Annotated in this window: 17 protein-coding genes; 10 read left to right on the top strand and 7 right to left on the bottom strand. The window is 73.9% G+C overall.

Annotation, left to right across the window (positions count from 1 at the left end; translation table 11 throughout):
* The first annotated feature begins 25 nt into the window (after positions 1-25).
* Together ACQSSQ_RS15920 and ACQSSQ_RS15915 are read left to right on the top strand one after the other, a co-directional pair.
* On the top strand, positions 26-883 hold the full coding sequence (locus ACQSSQ_RS15920) for a CAP domain-containing protein (RefSeq protein ID WP_431328094.1): 858 nt from the start codon (positions 26-28) through the stop codon (positions 881-883).
* Between the two features lie 68 nt (positions 884-951).
* On the top strand, positions 952-1,464 hold the full coding sequence (locus ACQSSQ_RS15915; RefSeq protein ID WP_431328093.1) for an SRPBCC domain-containing protein: 513 nt from the start codon (positions 952-954) through the stop codon (positions 1,462-1,464).
* A gap of 21 nt (positions 1,465-1,485) precedes the next feature.
* Here ACQSSQ_RS15915 and ACQSSQ_RS15910 read toward each other — a convergent pair whose 3' ends face one another.
* Both ACQSSQ_RS15910 and ACQSSQ_RS15905 read right to left on the bottom strand, forming a co-directional pair.
* A complete protein-coding gene (locus tag ACQSSQ_RS15910; protein WP_431328092.1) occupies positions 1,486-2,232 on the bottom strand; it encodes a metallophosphoesterase family protein in 747 nt (248 codons plus the stop codon).
* Between the two features lie 10 nt (positions 2,233-2,242).
* Positions 2,243-2,623, bottom strand: coding sequence for a VOC family protein (locus ACQSSQ_RS15905; protein ID WP_431328091.1), 381 nt, complete (start codon positions 2,621-2,623; stop codon positions 2,243-2,245).
* A gap of 68 nt (positions 2,624-2,691) precedes the next feature.
* On the opposite strand from ACQSSQ_RS15905, the gene ACQSSQ_RS15900 reads away from it, so the two are divergent.
* Positions 2,692-3,066 carry a DUF4180 domain-containing protein gene (locus ACQSSQ_RS15900; RefSeq protein WP_431328090.1) on the top strand — a complete coding sequence of 125 codons (375 nt, stop codon included), beginning with the start codon at positions 2,692-2,694 and terminating at the stop codon, positions 3,064-3,066.
* Positions 3,067-3,072: 6 nt separating this feature from the next.
* Here ACQSSQ_RS15900 and ACQSSQ_RS15895 read toward each other — a convergent pair whose 3' ends face one another.
* Positions 3,073-3,651, bottom strand: a complete 579-nt coding sequence (locus ACQSSQ_RS15895; protein ID WP_431328089.1) for a TetR/AcrR family transcriptional regulator — start codon at positions 3,649-3,651, stop codon at positions 3,073-3,075.
* A 77-nt stretch (positions 3,652-3,728) separates the two neighbouring features.
* On the opposite strand from ACQSSQ_RS15895, the gene ACQSSQ_RS15890 reads away from it, so the two are divergent.
* On the top strand, positions 3,729-4,304 hold the full coding sequence (locus ACQSSQ_RS15890) for a dihydrofolate reductase family protein (protein ID WP_431328088.1): 576 nt from the start codon (positions 3,729-3,731) through the stop codon (positions 4,302-4,304).
* On the opposite strand, the gene ACQSSQ_RS15885 is transcribed toward ACQSSQ_RS15890, so the two are convergent.
* Positions 4,285-5,028 (bottom strand): RNA polymerase subunit sigma-70, encoded by a 744-nt coding sequence (locus tag ACQSSQ_RS15885; protein ID WP_431328087.1) that lies wholly within the window; start codon positions 5,026-5,028, stop codon positions 4,285-4,287. The two genes, ACQSSQ_RS15890 and ACQSSQ_RS15885, sit on opposite strands and share 20 nt — an antisense overlap.
* Positions 5,025-5,414, bottom strand: a complete 390-nt coding sequence (locus ACQSSQ_RS15880; RefSeq protein WP_431328086.1) for a cupin domain-containing protein — start codon at positions 5,412-5,414, stop codon at positions 5,025-5,027. Before ACQSSQ_RS15880 ends, ACQSSQ_RS15885 begins: the two co-directional genes overlap by 4 nt.
* Before the next feature lie 138 nt (positions 5,415-5,552).
* On the opposite strand from ACQSSQ_RS15880, the gene ACQSSQ_RS15875 reads away from it, so the two are divergent.
* Genes ACQSSQ_RS15875 through ACQSSQ_RS15855 form a run of 5 tightly spaced genes read left to right on the top strand, consistent with a single transcriptional unit; the run spans position 5,553 to position 10,448 of the window.
* A complete protein-coding gene (locus tag ACQSSQ_RS15875; RefSeq protein WP_431328085.1) occupies positions 5,553-8,255 on the top strand; it encodes an ATP-binding protein in 2,703 nt (900 codons plus the stop codon).
* Positions 8,252-9,007 carry a class I SAM-dependent methyltransferase gene (locus ACQSSQ_RS15870; protein WP_431328084.1) on the top strand — a complete coding sequence of 252 codons (756 nt, stop codon included), beginning with the start codon at positions 8,252-8,254 and terminating at the stop codon, positions 9,005-9,007. The genes ACQSSQ_RS15875 and ACQSSQ_RS15870 overlap by 4 nt, the downstream gene beginning before the upstream one ends.
* Positions 9,008-9,036: 29 nt before the next feature.
* Entirely contained in the window at positions 9,037-9,537 is a 501-nt protein-coding gene (locus tag ACQSSQ_RS15865; RefSeq protein ID WP_431328083.1) for a GNAT family N-acetyltransferase, read from the top strand.
* Between the two features lie 45 nt (positions 9,538-9,582).
* On the top strand, positions 9,583-9,966 hold the full coding sequence (locus tag ACQSSQ_RS15860; protein WP_431328082.1) for a MerR family transcriptional regulator: 384 nt from the start codon (positions 9,583-9,585) through the stop codon (positions 9,964-9,966).
* Positions 9,963-10,448: a PaaI family thioesterase gene (locus ACQSSQ_RS15855; RefSeq protein ID WP_431328081.1), complete on the top strand. Its 486-nt coding sequence runs from the start codon at positions 9,963-9,965 to the stop codon at positions 10,446-10,448. The genes ACQSSQ_RS15860 and ACQSSQ_RS15855 overlap by 4 nt, the downstream gene beginning before the upstream one ends.
* Before the next feature lie 19 nt (positions 10,449-10,467).
* Here ACQSSQ_RS15855 and ACQSSQ_RS15850 read toward each other — a convergent pair whose 3' ends face one another.
* Positions 10,468-11,673, bottom strand: a complete 1,206-nt coding sequence (locus ACQSSQ_RS15850; protein WP_431328080.1) for a thiolase family protein — start codon at positions 11,671-11,673, stop codon at positions 10,468-10,470.
* Positions 11,674-11,771: 98 nt separating this feature from the next.
* Here ACQSSQ_RS15850 and ACQSSQ_RS15845 point away from each other — a divergent pair, with 98 nt between their 5' ends.
* Complete coding sequence (locus ACQSSQ_RS15845) at positions 11,772-12,245, top strand: winged helix-turn-helix transcriptional regulator (protein WP_431328079.1); 474 nt, start codon at positions 11,772-11,774, stop codon at positions 12,243-12,245.
* Here ACQSSQ_RS15845 and ACQSSQ_RS15840 read toward each other — a convergent pair.
* Positions 12,242-12,733 (bottom strand): pyridoxamine 5'-phosphate oxidase family protein, encoded by a 492-nt coding sequence (locus tag ACQSSQ_RS15840; RefSeq protein ID WP_431328078.1) that lies wholly within the window; start codon positions 12,731-12,733, stop codon positions 12,242-12,244. The genes ACQSSQ_RS15845 and ACQSSQ_RS15840 overlap by 4 nt on opposite strands.
* Positions 12,734-12,769 lie beyond the last annotated feature (36 nt).

Here is a 12,769-nt window from a genome sequence, read left to right as displayed (position 1 = left end):
CGGGGGCAGCCGCTACTCTCCACGGGTGACGGCACAGCGACGACGGGCGATCGCGCCCGCGGCGACCGCCGTCCTCGTCTGCCTGCTGCTCGTGCTGGCGGGTGCACCGAGTCAGGCGGCGTCCGACGCCGACACGATCGCCTCCCGAGCGAACGCCGCGCGCGCCGACGAGGGGCTCGCCCCCCTCAGTCGCAACGCGAGCCTCGACGCGGTCGCGCTGGCGTGGGCGCACCAGATGGCGGAGGACGAGGAGATGTCCCACAACCCCGACGTCGCGGAGCAGATCCCCGGTGGTTGGCGTCGGGTCGGCGAGAACGTCGCGTACGGCTATCCGACCGGTGCGGCGATGCACGCGGGTTGGATGGGCTCGTCCGGCCATCGCGCCAACATCCTCGGCGACTACACCGACATCGGCATCGCATTCCTGAAGGCGAACGGTACGACGTGGGGAGTCCAGGTCTTCGCGAGCTACCCCGGCTCGTCGACCCGCCCGGCGCCGACCAGCCCGACGGCCACCGCCACGCCCAAGCCGTCTCCGTCACCGACGAAGCCCAAGGCCACGGAGGCGCGGCCGTCCGCCACGCCGTCGCCGTCCCCGCGGCCGACGAGCCCGAGCGTGACGCCGTCCGCCACGACGCCCACGACCGCCACACCCAGCGCGGCGACCGTGACGCCGACGCCGACGCCGACGGACGCTCCGTTCGGCGCGGCGGCCCCGGCGGACGGCCCGCCCGGCGGTGAGGCTGCCGTCGCCGGACCGCTCGACGGGATCGGGCCGACGGCGACCGCCGGAGCACTCGCAGCGGTCGCGGTCGTCGCCGTCGGGGGACTGCTGATCGGTCGCCGGCGAGCTTCCGCGACGACAGGGCGGCACCGCGGCTGACCGGCGGACGAGGCCGGACCTCGGTTGACTGGGGTGAGCAGCATGCGCCGCCACCACGAGGAGACCGCATGACCATCGCACCGACCGGTCGTCGCGACAGCCGCGACGGCACCGACTACCTCGTCCTGACCCGTCGCTTCGCCGCGCCCGTCGAGGACGTCTGGGCCGCCGTGACCGAACCCGAGCGCCTCGAGCGCTGGATCGGCACCTGGACAGGGGATCCCGCGACGGGGGAGGTCACCTTCTTCATGACGGCCGAGGGGGAGGACGCCCCCGCGGAGGTCTACGAGATCGAGGTGTGCGAGCCGCCGCGGCGCCTCGTCACGCGCTCGTCCGAGCCGTCCGACGTCACCGGCACACGGTGGCTGCTCGAGCTCGACCTCGACGACGCGGACGGGTTCACGACCCTGACCTTCGCGCAGGCGTTGTCGGACGCCGAGACCGCCTCGAGCGTCGGTCCGGGGTGGGAGTACTACCTCGACCGCCTGGTCGCGGCCGAGCGCGGCGACGACCTCGACGACATCGTGTTCGAGCAGTACCTCGAGGGCCAGTCCGAGTACTACCGGTCCGCGTTCACCTGAGCCGGAGCGCGGGCTCCGCCGTCAGCGACCGTCGCGCGGGCCGAAGGCGCGCACCGCGTCGGCGTCGCTGTGCTGCGAGCGCACGTACTCGTCGGTCCACGCCTGACGTCCCGGGTAGGCCGAACGTGCGACGACCTCCGCGACGGTCGCGTCGACGTCGACAGGGGTGTGCCGCAGGCTGACCTGACCACCGCGGAGCAGGGCCCACGCTCCGCCGGCCCGGCCGTACGGCATGCCGATGCTGCCGGAGTTCACGACGAGGCGCCGGTCCACGAGCCGGACGAAGGGCATGTGCGTGTGTCCGCACACGACGGTCCGCACCGCGTCGTCGAGGTCGGCGAGCACCTCGGCCCAGCGCTCCAGCCGCGTGTCGACGAGCACGACCTCGTCGTCGTCGCGCGGTGTGCCGTGGCAGAACACCACGGGGCCGAACCCGTCGACCTCGAGGACCACCGGATGAGGGAGTCCGTCGAGCAGCGTGACCTGGTCGGGTCGGAGCTGCCGTCCGGCCCACTGCGACTCCGGGTGCTCCGACGTACCCCCGCGTGCGACCGCGACCAGCTCCCGGTCGGCGTTGCCGCGGACGAGCACGCACCGGTCACCGAGCCCGACGAGGCGGTCGAGGACCTCGACAGGCATCGGCCCTGCGGCGTGGTCGCCGGTCACGACGACCAGGTCGGCCTCGGCGACGTCCGGCTCGGCGAGGACCGCGTCGAGCACGGGCAGGACCCCGTGGACGTCGGACAGGACGGCGACCGAGGCGACCATGGGTCCGAACCTAGCGCGGGGGCTGGATCAGGTCCCACGGCATCCCGTACGGGTCCTCGAACACGACGACCGTCCCGTACGACTCGTAGCGGGGCTCCTCGCGGAACCGGACGCCGTGGTCGCGCATCCGGGCGTACTGCGTGGTGAAGTCGTCGGTCTCGAGGAAGAACGCGACGGTGTCCCCGGCCTGTCGGCCGACCGGAGCGTCGTCGCCCGACGGCAGGGTCAGCACGAGTCCGGTGTCACCGCCGCCAGGCCCCACCACGACGCGGCGCCAGCCGCCGTCGAACGTGTCGTCCTGGCGCAGCTCGAAGCCGAGCACGTCGACGAAGAACCCGATCGCCTCGTCGAGATCGCGCACGAGGTAGGTGACGTCCTGGATCCGCAGCATGCTGCAGCGTACGACGCCGGGCGGAATCGGGGTGCGACCCGGCGCCGCGGCCGCGTACGGTCGGCGGCATGCGCCTCCACGAGCATGCTGACTTACGGGTCCTGCACCTCGACCCCGACGGTCCGGTGATCGCCGCACCGTCGGACGGCAGCCAGCTCGTCGGCGACGTGCTCGGTCACGGGGCGGACATGGTCGTCGTCCCCGTCTCGCGGCTCGACCCGGAGTTCTTCCGCCTCCGCTCGGGCCTGGCCGGGGAGATCCTCCAGAAGCTGGTGAACTACCGGATCCGCGTGGCCGTGCTCGGCGACATCACCGACCACCTGCAGGAGAGCGATGCGCTGCGGGCCTTCGTCGGTGAGTCGAACCGGGGGACACAGGCGTGGTTCGTCCCGGACGAGGCGGCGCTCGCCGAGCGCCTCGGCCCGGCGGTCGAGGCCTCCTGAGTCTGCTCACGTGGGGACGATCGTCTCCACCAGCCGCGTGACGAGGTCGGCGAGCCCGTCGTCTCCGCCGGGCAGGACTCCGGGCAGCGTCAGGTGCTCGAGCAGCAGCCCGTTCATCGCGAGGTAGAGCAGGAGCGCCGTCGTGCCGCCGCCGGGAAAGCCGCCCCCCACGTGCGCGGCGGTGATCTCGTCGAGGTTCGCACGGAACCGTGCGGCGAACGCCTCCTCCAGCTCAGGTCGCCGCGAGGCCTCGAGCCGCAGCTCGAACATCGCGAGGTAGCCCGGGCGGTCGGCGCGCGCCCGCTCGACGATGTCCTGCATGAGCACGACCTCGAGGTCTCGCGACGGCGGTGCCGCCAGCCGCTCCGCGACGAAGTCGGGGTCGGGTGCGAGGCGGACGAACACGTGGTCGCCGAGCGCACGCAGGAGCGCCTCGCGGTTGGCGAAGTAGTTGGACGTCGTCCCGGTCGGCACACCGGCCTGCTCGTCCACCGCGCGGAAGGTGAGACCACGTGCGCCCAGCCGGGCGAGGACGTCGATGCCGGCGTCGAGGAGCGCGGTGCGTCGCTGGGGGTTGCTGACCATGCGAGCATCCTGCCGGTTCGCGGCGCGAGAAACAACTACGCTTGACGTACTTCACCTGTCGTGGTTGAGTCGACGGCATGCGAGAGATGACCTACTACATCGGCACGACCCTCGACGGCTTCATCGCCGGTCCCGAGGACCAGGTCGACTTCTTCCCCGTGTCCGACGCGTTCGGGCAGTTCATGGCCACCGAGTACGCCGACGCCCTGCCGACCCATGCCCGTGAGGTGTTCGGCGTCGCGGACACCCCGCTGAGCCGGTTCGACACCCTCGTGATGGGACGGCGGACGTACGACCCCGGGCTGGAGCTCGGGTTCACCGACCCGTACGCGCACCTGCGGACCGTCGTCTTCAGCCGGTCGCTCACCGCGTCACCCGATCCGAAGGTCGAGGTGACCGCCGTCGACCCCGTCACCCGCGTCCGTGAGCTCAAGGCCGAGGAGTCCCCGCTCGGCATCTACCTCGCCGGCGGCGGCGCGCTCGCGGGCCAGCTCCTGGACGAGATCGACCGCCTGGTCGTCAAGAAGTACCCCGTCGTGGCGGGTTCCGGGGTCCCGGCGTTCACGACGGAGTTCCGTCCCACGGCGTTCGCGCTCGAGGAGGTGAGGACGTTCGACAACGGGTGCGCGGTCCTCACCTACGCGCGGACGTGACGGACGCGCTCCCGCGGGCGGCGTCCTCACGCAGCAGCCTGACGAGCGCGTCGACGTCGTACGCCGCGAACGCCGCGACGTACTCCTCGAGCAGCGCGGCGTCGCCGTCGTCGAGCACCGCGCGGTCGTCGAGCACCGCGCGGTCGTCGAGCGCCTCGCCCGCGTCGAGCGCCGCGCCGGCGTGCGACGCCGCAACGCCGCGCAGCGTCGTCCGCGCCCGCTGCAGCGCGCTGTTCACCGAGGTGACCGAGGTGTCGAGCAGCGACGCCACCTCCGCCGCGCGCCAGCGCAGCACGTCGCGGAGCACCAGCACCGCGCGCTGGCGGGGCGGGAGGTGGCGCAGCGCTGCCTCGAAGGCGGACCGCACGGCCTCCCGCTCGGCGGCCACCTCCGCAGGGTCCGTCGGTGCCGCGACGTCCAGCACCTCGAGCGCGGTGCCCTCGCTCGCCCTGAGGTCCACCGGCCGCGGACGTCGTCCGAGCGTGCCGAGGGAGTCCAGGCACACGTTGGTCGCGATCCGGTAGAGCCACGACCGGAGCGTGGCCCTCCCCTCGAAGGACGCGCGGCTGCGCCAGGCGCGGACCAGCGTCTCCTGGACGGCGTCGTCGGCGTCGACCACCGACCCGAGCCGCCAGGCGCAGTAGCCCGTGAGCTCCTTGCGGTAGCGCTCCAGGTCGGCCGTCACGACGGGGGCGACGGGCGTGAGCGTGGCTGCGCCGCTCACCGGACCGTCTCCGTGTCGAACACGACCGCGGCGTCGGCGGCGTCCTCGTCGTCGAGGAACTCCTGCTCGATCCGGGGCGAGGCGTGGATGCACAGCATGCGCAGCGTGTCCGGACCCACGGCGCGGAAGGCGTGCGGCGTACCCGCTCCGACGACCACGACGTCGCCCGGCTCGCCGTACGTCTCGCCGTCGGCGGTGCGGATGTGGGCGACGCCCTCGAGCACGACCCACGTCTCGGAGTACGGGTGGACGTGGGCGTCCGGCCCCTGCCCCGGCGCGTTGTCGACGTGGAAGAACGACACGCCCGAGCCGTACGCCTCGCCCTCGAACCGCGTCGTACGGCTGCGGGGGAGTCGGAGGTCGGATTCCTTGGCGACGATCAGCATGAGCGCTCCTGGTGGGGGGTGAGATTCAGGGACACCTCGATCGTCGTGTCGCGGGGCGGTGCTCCGGATCCGTGACGACCACGGATCCACCACGGAATCGACCCCGAGCCTCGGTCCGTGCCACGGCATACTGAGCGGGTGCCGGACCTCCCTGTCGACGCCGTCTCCCCGCGGGAGCAGGACGTCCTGGGCGCCGTCGCCGAGCACCTCACGAACGCCGAGATCGCCCACCGGCTGCACCTGTCCGTCCGGACCGTGGAGAGCCACGTGTCGTCGCTGCTGCGCAAGCTCGGGGCGCGCGACCGGCGGGAGCTGGCATCCCTCGCGGCGGGTACCGCGCCCGGGCAGGACGCCCGGCCCGTGGCCGGGGTGATCGTCGGTCTGCCGCGACCGCGGACCTCGCTCGTGGGGCGTAGGGCCGAGGTGGACGCCGTCGCCCGGCTCGCCGCGGAGAGCCGGATCACGACCGTCCTCGGGCCCGGGGGCGCGGGCAAGACCCGCGTCGCCGTCGCGGTGGCCGAGCGGTCGCAGGCCTGGTTCGCGTCGGGAGGCGCCTTCGTGGACCTCGTCCCGGCGGTGTCGGGTGCCGTCGACGCCGCGGTCGCCGCCGTCCTCGGGGTCGCCCAGCGTCCGCAGGTCAGCCTTGCCGAGGCGCTCGCGAGCGCCCTGCGGGGCCGGACCCTGCTGATCCTCGACAACGCGGAGCACGTGACGGACGACGTGGCGCGGCTCGTCGCGGACCTCGTCGACGCCCTGCCTGACCTGCGTGTCCTCGTCACCAGTCGCGAGCGTCTCGGCGTCCCTGGCGAAGCCGTCTTCCACCTCGGCCCGCTCCCGGACGACGAGGCGGCGAGCCTGTTCGTCGCGCGCGCGGCAGCCGCGGGGCCTGGGGTCGAGGTGCCGACCGCCGCCGCCGTCGCGCTCGGCCGGCGCCTCGACGGGTCGCCGCTGGCGATCGAGCTGGCAGCAGCACGGGTCGCCTCGATGGGTCTGGACGGGGTCGAGGCGGGGCTCGACGACGTCCTCCGCCTGCTCACCCTGGGCCGGCCGGTGGACCGCCGTCATCGCTCGTTGCGCGCGGTGGTCGAGTGGAGCCACGACGCCCTCGCCGACGACGAGCGCGTCGCGCTCCACACCGTGTCCGCGTTCGCGGGCGGGTTCGAGCTCGATGCGGCTGTCGCGCTCCTGCCCGGCGAGGGACGCGCCGGGGTCGCCGACCTGCTCGGACGTCTCGCGGACAAGAGCCTGGTCCGGCGTACCCGGGGGTCCGGCGGTGCCGACCGCTGGTCCCTCCTGGTCGGGGTGCGCGAGCTCGCCCGCGAGCACCTGGCTGCGTCGGAGGGGGCGAGCGTGGTCCGGGACCGGTACGCCGCGTGGGCCGCCGCCCGGGCGTCTGACCTCGTCGCGCGGCGCCCGTACGCCGCGACGTCCCTCAGCGGGTGGGCGTCGGAGGTCGACGCCGTGATGGACGACCTGCGCTCCTGCGTGCCGGACGCCACCGCACGAGCGTTCGTCCGCGACGTCGCCACCCTCGCCTACGCACGCGGGTTCGTCGCGGAGGCCGGTCGCCACTTCCGCACCGCGGCGCGGCTCGCGGAACGCGGTCGTGACGCAGCCCTCGACCTGACCGACGCCGCCGCCTGCGTCCACCTCGTGTCCGACGCGCGGGAGGCCTACCGCCTCCTGCTCGACGCCGCCGACACCGCCCGATCCGACGACCCGGGCGCCGCGGCCGTCGCGCTCGCCTCCGCCGTCACCGTCGCCGAGCGGTTCCGCGGCGCCGGATTCATGGCGGACCCCGACGCGGAGACCTTGGCGTCGATGCTGGCCGACGCCGAGGCGCTCGCGGGAGACGACGGGGTCGCGCGGGCGTCGCTGGCCACCGCGCGGGCGTGGACGTCCGGGGCCGACCACCAGCACGTGCTGCCCTCGGCCGCCGCCGACGCCGTCGCGACCGCACGCGCCGAGGGCGAGATCCTCGTCCTGAGCGCCGCGCTCGACGCGTCGTCGACCGCTGCCGCGCTGTCCGGTCGCCCCGACGCGTCGCTCGCGGTCTCCTCCGAGCGTCTCGCGCTGGTGACGGAGGCGTCGGCCGAGCGCGACCCGCAGGGTGCGATCGAGGTCGTCGACGCGCTGCGGTCCGTGACGTCGTACGCGGTCGCGACCGGCGCCCTGGGGGTGGCGCTCGACGCCACCCGGCGAGGCGCCGCGAACCCGACGCTCGAGCCGCACCCGTGCTGGGCCAAGGGCAGCGCGGTGGCACCGCTCGCGCTGGCCGGGGACTTCACCGCCGCCGAGGACGCGGCGACGGAGGTCTGGGCCAACGTCGTGGCCACGCGGCGCTTCAGCAACCTGTCGCTCGCCGGTCCGCTCCTGGGCGCGGTGCTCGCGGCCGGTCTGCGCCGCGACTGGCCGGCGTACGCGTCGTGGTGGGAGCGGGCACGCGAGGTGGCCGCTCCGACCCGTCTGACCGAGTCGCCCAACCTCGCGCCGTGGGCGGCGTTCGTGCGCGCGCGGGTCGCCCTCGCGGAGGACGACGACGTGGAGAGTGCCCTCGCCGAGGTGTCCCAGGAGTTCGTGCCCGGCAGGTTCGACGGCTACGCCGCGGTGATGGCCGCCGAGCTGGCGGCCGTCCTCGACCGTCCGGACGCCGACCGGCTGCTGGAGCGGGCGGGCCGGTACGCGCCGCACCACCGCTGGGCCGCTGCGGGAGTGCTCCGCGCCCGCGGCCGTCTCGACCGCGATCGTGCGCTGCTCGCCGCGTCGGCCGAGGCGTGGGACGCGCTCGGGGCGACCTACGAGCGTGACGCGACCCAGGCGCTCCTGGAGCACGGCGGGTGAGGTCGTACGACGCGCTCGTCGCCGAGGCCGTGGACGCCGACGTCTCCGGCTGGGACTTCTCGTGGCTCGACGGACGGGCCACGGAGGAGCGGCCCTCGTGGGGCTACCAGCGGCTGATGGTCGAGCGGTGGGCGCGCGCGTCGGCGGCCCTCGACATCCAGACCGGCGGGGGCGAGGTCCTCGCCGGCGCGGAGCGCGTCCCGCCGGTCGCCGTCGCGACCGAGTCGTGGCCGCCGAACCTCGCCAAGGCGACCCGCCTGCTCCACCCGCGCGGGGTCGTGGTCGTGGCCGACCCTGACGAGCCGCCCCTGCCGTTCGCGGACGCCGCGTTCGACCTCGTCACCAGCCGCCATCCGGCGACGGTGTGGTGGGACGAGATCGCGCGGGTGCTCGCCCCGGGCGGGACCTACCTCGCGCAGCACGTCGGCCCCGAGTCGGTCTTCGCGCTCGCCGAGGAGCTCGTCGGGCCGCTCGGCCCGGAGCACCGGCAGGCGCGGCAGCCCGACGCCGAGGCGGAGGCGGCCGGCGCGGCGGGGCTGGAGGTCGTCGACCTGCGGACCGAGCGCCTGCGCATGGAGTTCGGCGACGTGGGCGCGATCGTCTACTTCCTCCGCAAGGTGATCTGGATCGTCCCCGGCTTCACCGTCGACCGGTACGACGCCGCGCTGCGCCGCCTGCACGCGCGGATCGCCGCGGAAGGGCCGTTCGTCGCGCACTCCACCCGGACCCTCGTCGAGGCGCGACGCCGCTGAAGGCGCCGTCGCGGACTAGTCTCGGCAGGGTGACGTCGCCCACGCAGCCCGGTCTCGTCGAGCCCGCGGCCGCCCATGCGGACCTCGTCGCCTCGTGGTCGCGGTCGGCCTACGAGGCGCGTCTGTGGTGCTCGGTGGTGGAGCACCCCTTCGACCCCGACCGCGTCCGCCGGTGGTGGCGCGACGACGACGTACGCCCCTGGCTGCTCGTCGACGAGCGGTCGGCCTCGCCGGTGGCGTACGGCGAGGTGTGGGTCGACGAGGGGGAGGACGAGGCCGAGATCGCCCGCGTGCTCGTGGATCCCGCGGCGCGAGGCCGCGGGATGGGGCGCAGGCTCGTCACGCTGCTGGCTGCCGATGCCCGCGCGCTCGGTCTCAGCTCCTGCTTCGTCCGGGTCAACCCCGCCAACGACGCCGCCCTCGCCGCGTACCGGTCGGCGGGGTTCGTCGACGTGGACCCCGCGCTCGCCGCGGAGTGGAACGCGCCCCAACCCGTGTCGTACGTGTGGCTGCAGCTCCTCGACGCGTGACGAGGGCTTGCTTCGCACGGTGCGAACGTTGCTAGCGTCCGGGCCATGCGCATCTCCGAGCTCGCGCGCCGTACCGGTGTCTCGACGCACCGGCTGCGCCGGTACGACGAGCTGGGGCTGATCCGGGCGGGGCGGACCGACCGGGGCTACCGCGAGTACGACGAGCACGTCGTCCGCGAGGTCACGTTCGTCGCGATGGGCCGGGAGCTGGGTTTCTCGCTCGCCGAGCTGGGCGAGCTGGTCCCGCGCTACCGCGACGGGACCGTCACGATCGACGAGATGGTCTCCCGGCTGGGCGAACGCATCGCCGCGGTGGATGCGCAGATGGCGGAGCTCGCGCAGGCGCGGGCGCGCCTGGTGGAGCACGTGGCGTGGTTCGAGGAGCGCCGGGCAGCGGCCCGCGCGCGAGCGGAGGAGGAGACGGCATGACGACGGACGAGGCAGTGACGGGCGGGGCGACGCAGGTCGAGAGGGTCCCGCCTGGTCTGGTGGAGACAGCCGTGCTGGCGATGCCCATCGCGCGGACGCTCGGGCTCCGCTTCCGAAGCCTCGGGGCGGGGACGTCCGAGGTCGAGGTCGACGTGCGCGACGAGCTGACGTTCCGGCCCGGTCAGCTCCAGGCGACCGCGGTGTACGCGGTGGCCGACTTCGCCGCGGTCGCGGCCGCCGGCACCACGCTCCCGCAGGGCTGGACGAACGCCACGGTGGACACCACGCTGAAGCTCGTGGCCCCGGCGGTCGGCGACGTGCTCGTCGCGCGAGGTCGCGTCGTGGACGTGTCGCGGCTGCTGACGGTCTGCGCGGCGGACGTGTACGCCGTCGCCGACGGCGTCGAGACGCTCTGCGCGACCCTGCTCGGGACGGCGCGCAACGTCGCTCCGCGCCAGACCGCGGGTCCCAGCGCGGCCTGACGCGGAGCTCGACGCGCGGTCAGAGGCGCTCGATCACGGTGGCGTTCGCGAGCCCGCCGGCCTCGCACATCACCTGCAGGCCGAACCGTCCGCCCTGCTGCTCGAGCACGGACAGCAGGGTCGTCGTGAGGCGTGCCCCGCTCGCACCGAGCGGGTGGCCGATCGCGATCGCGCCGCCGTTGACGTTGACGCGTGAGAGGTCGGCGCCGGTCTCGGCCTGCCAGGCGAGCACGACGCTCGCGAACGCCTCGTTGACCTCGAACGCGTCGATGTCGTCGATCGCGAGGCCGGCGCGCTCGAGGACCTTGGCGGTCGCCGGGATGATCCCGGTCAGCATGAGGACCGGGTCGTCGCCGGTGACGGCGAACGCGTGGATCCGTGCACGCGGCGTCAGCCCGAGCTCGGCGGCCGCCTCCTCGCTGGTCACGAGCAGCGCGGCGGCGCCGTCGTTGACGGGCGAGGAGTTGCCGGCCGTCACCTGGAAGTCGAGGTCCGGGTAGCGCTGGGCCCAGGAGTCGTCCTTGAAGGCCAGGCGCAGTCCCGCCAGCGTCTCGATGGACGTCCCTGGGCGGACCGTCTCGTCGTCGTAGACCTCGCGCACCGTCCCGTCCTCGAGGGTGACCTTGATCGGCGCGACCTCGCGGGTGAACAGCCCGTGGTCGCGCGCCTGCGACGCCCGGTGGTGGCTCTCGGCGGAGAAGGCGTCGAGCTGCGTGCGGCTCAGGCCCCACTTCTGCGCGATCAGCTCCGCGCTGATGCCTTGCGGGACGAGGCCGGGCGCGTACCGCCGGGCGACCTCGGGCCCGGCGAAGTCCCGCCCGAGCATCTGGCTGCCGATCGGGATGCGGCTCATCGACTCGACGCCCGAGGCGATCGCCACGTCGTACGCACCGCTCATCACTCCTTGCGCGGCGAAGTGGAGTGCCTGCTGGCTGCTGCCGCACTGGCGGTCGACGGTGACGGCGGGGACCGACTCCGGGAACCCGGCGGCGAGCACGGCCCACCGCGCGGTGTTGCCGCTCTGCTCGCCGACCTGGCCGACGGCTCCGCTGACGACGTCGTCGACCACGGCGGGATCGATGCCGGTGCGTTCGACGAGGGAGCGCAGCGCGTGGGCGTGGAGGTCGACCGGGTGGACGCCTGCGAGCGCGCCGCCGGGTTTGCCCTTGCCGAGCGGGGTGCGGACGGCGTCGACGATCACGGCGGAGCGGAGCTGGGCGGACATGGCGGCCTCCATGGCTGAGTCTGTCGGACTATACTCAGCGCACGCTAGCACCCCTGAGTTCACTTGAACAGACCCAGTTCCGGTGCGACGATGACGTCGTGTACCTCCAGGGAGTGCTCAGTGACCGTGACGCCTGGAGCGCCGTCGGACGGTGCTCGATCGAGAAGGCGGTCGCCGTCGTCGGCACGCGCACCGCGATGCTCGTGATGCGCGAGGCCTACTACGGCACGACGCGCTTCGACGACTTCTCCGAGCGGGTCGGGATGACCCGCGCCGCCACCGCCAGCCGCCTGGCGTCGCTGGTCGAGGCAGGTCTGCTCGAGCAGCGGGACTACCGGGAGCCCGGGCAGCGCACGCGCAAGGAGTACGTCCTCACCGACGCCGGGCGCGACCTGGTCCCCGTCGTGTGGGCGCTGTTCCAGTGGGGCCGCATGCACGTCCCGTCGAAGCGGGTGCTCGAGCTCGCGCACCACGACTGCGGAGCGCCGGTGGACGTGGAGGTCCGCTGCGCGGAGGGGCACGAGGTGGGTCTCGACGACGTCGAGCTGAGGATCCCGCGCGACCCTGACTAGGTCTTGTGCTCGATCCGCTCGCCCTCGCCCGGCTTCCAGATGGTGATCTCGAGCTGCTCGTCGACGAGGGCGAGGGAGGACGCCCCGGTCAGGTCCGCCACGTAGAACGGGTCGAACACCTGGCCGCGCAGGTCCATCCCGGACTTCTCGAGCAGGTCCGCCGCGAACCGCGCGTGCAGGTCGGGCGCCTGGAGGTTGCGCACCTCGCCGAAGAGCTTCGCGTCGCCCTCCCCGACGTACGGGTCGGTGGTCGCCGTGTGGAGGCAGAAGCGCGGGTCGCGGTCGAGGTCGCGGAACTTCGTCGTGCCCGGCATGCCGACGAGCACGAGGTGGTCCTCGAAGAAGGTCGGCTCCATCGGGCTGATCCGCGGGAAGCCGTCGGAGCGCAGGGTGGCGAGCAGGCACAGGTTGCCGGTCGCCGCGTGCCGACGGGCGAAGACCTCGGCGATGCGCGGCGCCTCCTCCTGGAAGCCGGCCCACGTGACCATCGGGCACGACCCTACCCGCGCCCGGGCACAATGTCG

The sequence above is a fragment of the Mumia spirodelae genome, from assembly GCF_050632745.1.
Classification (GTDB): Bacteria; Actinomycetota; Actinomycetes; order Propionibacteriales; family Nocardioidaceae; genus Mumia.
This window is presented reverse-complemented; position numbering and strand designations above follow the sequence as displayed.

Bases quoted from the DNA above. Each gene is read 5' to 3' on its own strand.
- ACQSSQ_RS15880 (WP_431328086.1), bottom strand. From the start codon at position 5,414: ATGCTGATCGTCGCCAAGGAATCCGACCTCCGACTCCCCCGCAGCCGT.
- ACQSSQ_RS15905 (WP_431328091.1), bottom strand. From the start codon at position 2,623: ATGCTGCGGATCCAGGACGTCACCTACCTCGTGCGCGATCTCGACGAG.
- ACQSSQ_RS15850 (WP_431328080.1), bottom strand. From the start codon at position 11,673: ATGTCCGCCCAGCTCCGCTCCGCCGTGATCGTCGACGCCGTCCGCACC.
- ACQSSQ_RS15910 (WP_431328092.1), bottom strand. From the start codon at position 2,232: ATGGTCGCCTCGGTCGCCGTCCTGTCCGACGTCCACGGGGTCCTGCCC.
- ACQSSQ_RS15855 (WP_431328081.1), top strand. From the start codon at position 9,963: ATGACGACGGACGAGGCAGTGACGGGCGGGGCGACGCAGGTCGAGAGG.
- ACQSSQ_RS15840 (WP_431328078.1), bottom strand. From the start codon at position 12,733: ATGGTCACGTGGGCCGGCTTCCAGGAGGAGGCGCCGCGCATCGCCGAG.
- ACQSSQ_RS15895 (WP_431328089.1), bottom strand. From the start codon at position 3,651: ATGGTCAGCAACCCCCAGCGACGCACCGCGCTCCTCGACGCCGGCATC.
- ACQSSQ_RS15890 (WP_431328088.1), top strand. From the start codon at position 3,729: ATGCGAGAGATGACCTACTACATCGGCACGACCCTCGACGGCTTCATC.
- ACQSSQ_RS15915 (WP_431328093.1), top strand. From the start codon at position 952: ATGACCATCGCACCGACCGGTCGTCGCGACAGCCGCGACGGCACCGAC.
- ACQSSQ_RS15900 (WP_431328090.1), top strand. From the start codon at position 2,692: ATGCGCCTCCACGAGCATGCTGACTTACGGGTCCTGCACCTCGACCCC.
- ACQSSQ_RS15860 (WP_431328082.1), top strand. From the start codon at position 9,583: ATGCGCATCTCCGAGCTCGCGCGCCGTACCGGTGTCTCGACGCACCGG.